The following is a 3,967-nucleotide window of genomic DNA, read 5'->3' on the forward strand; positions in this document are numbered from 1 at the left end:
CCCAGGTGCCGTCACCGGCGTAGCGGCGGTGGCGCTTCCACACGGTCTTCCACGGCCCAAAGTGCTCGGGCAGGTCACGCCACGGGATGCCTGCCCGGTAGCGGTAGATGATGCCCTCGGTCATCAGCCGGTGGTCGTTGAAGGGACGTCCCGCCTTGCCCGTGGAATCGGGCATCAACGGGGCGATCAGCTCCCACTGGGCATCGGAGAGAACGGTGTAACGGGATTTCACCCGTTAATTCTGCCAAACCCAGTTATATGGGGATTAAGAGACACGCCCCAGCACCCTAGACCTAACAAAGTACTACGCGCTGGCCATCATTCTTGCCGTGCAGTTGGTCTTCATCATTCTCTTCGCCGCGGTGGTTGTCTTCCGCATGTTGGGCAAGGACTACGACGCCGCAACCATGGTTGCCGGCTTCATCGGCCACGGCATGGGCGCGGCCCCCGACGCGCTGGCCAATATGGATGCATTCAACTTCCAGGTTCGGTGTGCGCTCCGAACATGCGTTCCTGATTGTGCCGCTTGCTGGTGCGGTGCTCATCGCCCTGGTGGGGTTGCCCTGGATCGCGTGGTGCATGAACATGGTTGGCTAAACCAACTAAGGAACTACCAGCAAGTACTGTGGTCCCGCACATCGATTCGATGTGCGGGACCGCAGTCAATTAAGCAATTTGCACTGTTGGCTGCGAGTCATCCACGGTGTGACAATCCCAGCGGCGCTCGCTCCCAATCACGCGGTCAACGTGCCACTGGAATGTGTGAATCGCAGTTCTGTCGTAGACGAGAGGGTTACAGGCCTAACTCCCTACGGGGCGGAGCCTTAGCCCATTCATACCCCCATCGACTGCCAGCGAAATGCCAGCCGTCGATCCATTTCTAGGGCTGGCCAAATAGCAGATCGCCTGAGCAACTTCATTAGGCTCGACCATTCGTCCGTGTGGCTGGCGGGAGTTCAAAGCGGCACGCTCAGCTTCGGGATCTTCTTCGCTGCCTAACAAATTCACGATCCAAGGAGTATTCGCGGTTCCCGGATTAACACAGTTCACTCGGATACCTTCGCGAACATGGTCGGCTGCCATGGAAAGCGTCATTGCCTGGATCGCACCTTTACTTGCGGCGTAAAGGACGCGCTGAGGTAGTCCTGCAGTTGCTGCAATCGACGATGTATTCACGATGGCTGCGTGCTTTGAGGCCCGAAGGTGCGGTAACGCAGATCGAGATAGCCGCGCAATGGACTTCACATTGACGTTTAGTACGCGATCCCACTCATCATCGGTGTTGGCTGCAACGTCACCTTGAGCACCGATTCCCGCGTTATTGACAAGAATATCGATGCCACCGAATCGTTCCACTACCGCCTGGATAGCGGTAGTCACAGATTCGGTACTGCCAACGTCACAGAGGAATCCCGTAGCACCAACCGGAGCTTCCTCGGGGTTCAGGTCCAAAACGGCCACCGAAGCGCCACGTGCGGTGAGCTCTTCTGCGGTTGCACGCCCGATTCCGGAGGCTCCTCCTGTTACGACTGCGGTTAGTCCTGCAAATTCTTCAATCATGACTTAGCTACCTCGATCTGAAAGTATTCCTGACGCTGCTTGCCCAAACCCGAAATTTCAATTTCACTCACGTCACCACTGGTTAGATAGGGGAATCGTCCTGAAAGCGCGACTCCTTGAGGGGTGCCAGTGCAAATAACGTCACCGGGTTCAAGCTGCATGTAATACGAGAGATCCAAGATGATATCTTCGACGCTGAAAATCATGTCTGCGGTTGACGAGTCCTGTCTGGGGTCACCATTAACCCAGCTACGCAGCCGCAGATCGGATGCATCAACTGATTCCGGGGTCTTGAGGATTGGGCCAGCAGGGAGGAAGTCCTTTACACACTTGCCTTTACTCCACTGCCCTCCCGAATCATCAATTTGATAAGTCCGCTCCGAAAGGTCGTTGACTACCATGAATCCGCCGATTGCTGCACGAGCTGCTTTTAGATTTGGCAGATAGGATGCCTGGCTACCAATCACGACGGCCAGCTCGACTTCCCAGTCGGTCTTTAGGGAGCCGGGCGGGATTCCGACAGTATCGTATGGCCCTGTCAGTGTATTAGGAGTTTTGAAAAATACGATGGGTCGCTCTGGAGGCTCTGAACCCGACTCAGCGGCGTGGGCAACGTAATTCTGGCCGATGCAGATGACCGAAGTTGCTGCGCTGATAGGAGCCCCGATGCGCAGACCAGTTGGGTCGAATTCGGTCAGTGTGCCTTCGCGGAGGGCCGCTGCCACTTTACCGGGACCATGTGCCCAAAAGCTTGGCCCTATGTCAGTGACCAGATCGGAGATCGCGTAGTGCTTCCCGTCCTCGACCACGACAGGGATCTCGGATCCTTTCGGACCAAAACGCATATATTCCAAAGTATCTCCTTACAAAAACTCTTACTTGACTGAAATGCTGATAGCTTTCCATCGCTAGGAATGGCCTTGGATGGATTGGTAGGGGTAGGAACTGGGCCGCCTTAAGGTGAAAGCTATATAGCTCGTCTTAGGGAACCGCGTGGCACTTGTGTCCCATTTGTGCAGCTATCCAACTTGGTTGGTTGGCGACGGCAAACTGATGGCGTTTGTTGTGCTTAGGTAGATGATCCTTGCCTCTGAAGCTCCAATAAGAGACTAGACATTCAATGTCTCCACTGTCAACATCCAAGGAACCGAGAAAATCAATGTGATGAGCATCACGACAAGTGAGAAGTTTTGCGGTGAATGGGGTGAGATTAGGGGCTTGAGGGACTGTCGCATATTGCCAGAGTGGCCCTGCAAGTCACTTCTAAAAGTTGTCGAACAGGAGTTTTTGGAGGCGGGGCGACGCTACTCCGGCGCGACGGAGCGCAGCCAGTCCTGCACGCCGGAGATGTGAACCGTTAGGAGGGACGCGGCAAGATCAGCATCACGGCTCTCTATTGCCCGGTAGATACCCCAATGCTCGTTGACGGTTCGGCCCACGGCCCCAGATTCCCTGAGACCGCGCCAGACCCTAACGCGCTGCGTTGCAATGGCCATACCACCCAAGATGCTTGCCAGGTATGCATTACCTGACGCTTCCGCAATCAATGCGTGGAAGCGGGTGTCGTGATCTACAAGTGCTTCAATGCTTGAGGTATCTGCAGAATCCATTTCTGCCCTAAGCCTAGTCAGCATTAATTGATCGACATTGCTAACGGCGGCTCGAATGGCACCCACTTCAAGTAATCGACGCACCGCAAGGGTCTCGGTCGCGGATGCCCCCTGGTAGAGCTCCGTGAGGAAGGAGAGGGCGTCGTGGATCATTTGCGAGCCTAGGGGCGCGACGAACGTACCGTCACCCCTGCGAACTTCGAGAACTCCGACGACGCTCAGGGCTTTGACGGCTTCTCTAAGTGAGCCGCGCGAGAGGCCTAATTGATCGCTAAGTTCTGCTTCTGGCGGCAGCCTGTCTCCGGGCTTCCAGTCGCCCGACAGGATCATTGTGCGAACTTGGAGGATAGCCTTGTCTGTTAGTGCCATAGCTCTGATCATACCGATCGCAGGCAAGCAGAAGGTTCAACCTTTTTCTGTAGACATTGAATGTTTAACTTGCGTTCGAGTGTGAGATACCTTACTGTCGAAATTGGAAGAAATTGGAAAACAGAGCCGGATGCTTTGTGATGCAGACCCCAGGCTCCTCGGAACCTGACTTTCTGTATCATTCGGAATTCTCTGTCGACGGTATTGCAGTCCAAACGTGTGGTGAAACATTCGCATAACCAGATGTTCGTGCATCAATCCTGCACGCATTCGGGGGGCTGATTCGCCGAACCGATTCCAATTAGATCCCCTGTGTGTGATCGACTATCTTCAGTCCGTTTGAGCCAGGGAATCCAGCCAAGTTGGTGGCCGGTTTCCAGCCAAAAGAGCGGTAAGAATCAGGCCAGTGATTTCATCTCGGAAAACGT

Annotated in this window: 5 protein-coding genes; 1 reads left to right on the forward strand and 4 read right to left on the reverse strand. The window is 54.9% G+C overall.

Annotation, left to right across the window (positions count from 1 at the left end; translation table 11 throughout):
• Positions 1 to 175, reverse strand: a 175-nt coding sequence (locus OIU93_RS20330) for a transposase (RefSeq protein ID WP_264271863.1), incomplete at its 3' end; no start/stop codon positions are given.
• A 187-nt stretch (positions 176 to 362) separates the two neighbouring features.
• Between OIU93_RS20330 and OIU93_RS20335 the strand changes: the two genes are divergently transcribed.
• Positions 363 to 884, forward strand: coding sequence for a sodium/glutamate symporter (locus OIU93_RS20335; RefSeq protein ID WP_372342980.1), 522 nt, complete (start codon positions 363 to 365; stop codon positions 882 to 884).
• Here the strand turns inward: OIU93_RS20335 and OIU93_RS20340 are convergent.
• The 3 genes from OIU93_RS20340 to OIU93_RS20350 form a co-directional block, all read right to left on the reverse strand.
• Complete coding sequence (locus OIU93_RS20340) at positions 802 to 1,560, reverse strand: SDR family NAD(P)-dependent oxidoreductase (RefSeq protein ID WP_264271860.1); 759 nt, start codon at positions 1,558 to 1,560, stop codon at positions 802 to 804. The genes OIU93_RS20335 and OIU93_RS20340 overlap by 83 nt on opposite strands.
• Positions 1,557 to 2,414, reverse strand: coding sequence for a fumarylacetoacetate hydrolase family protein (locus tag OIU93_RS20345; RefSeq protein WP_264271861.1), 858 nt, complete (start codon positions 2,412 to 2,414; stop codon positions 1,557 to 1,559). Before OIU93_RS20345 ends, OIU93_RS20340 begins: the two co-directional genes overlap by 4 nt.
• Before the next feature lie 450 nt (positions 2,415 to 2,864).
• Positions 2,865 to 3,539 (reverse strand): FadR/GntR family transcriptional regulator, encoded by a 675-nt coding sequence (locus tag OIU93_RS20350; RefSeq protein WP_264271862.1) that lies wholly within the window; start codon positions 3,537 to 3,539, stop codon positions 2,865 to 2,867.
• Positions 3,540 to 3,967: the final 428 nt, after the last annotated feature.

It is taken from the genome of Paeniglutamicibacter sp. ZC-3 (genome assembly GCF_025847175.2).
GTDB lineage: Bacteria > Actinomycetota > Actinomycetes > Actinomycetales > Micrococcaceae > Paeniglutamicibacter > Paeniglutamicibacter sulfureus.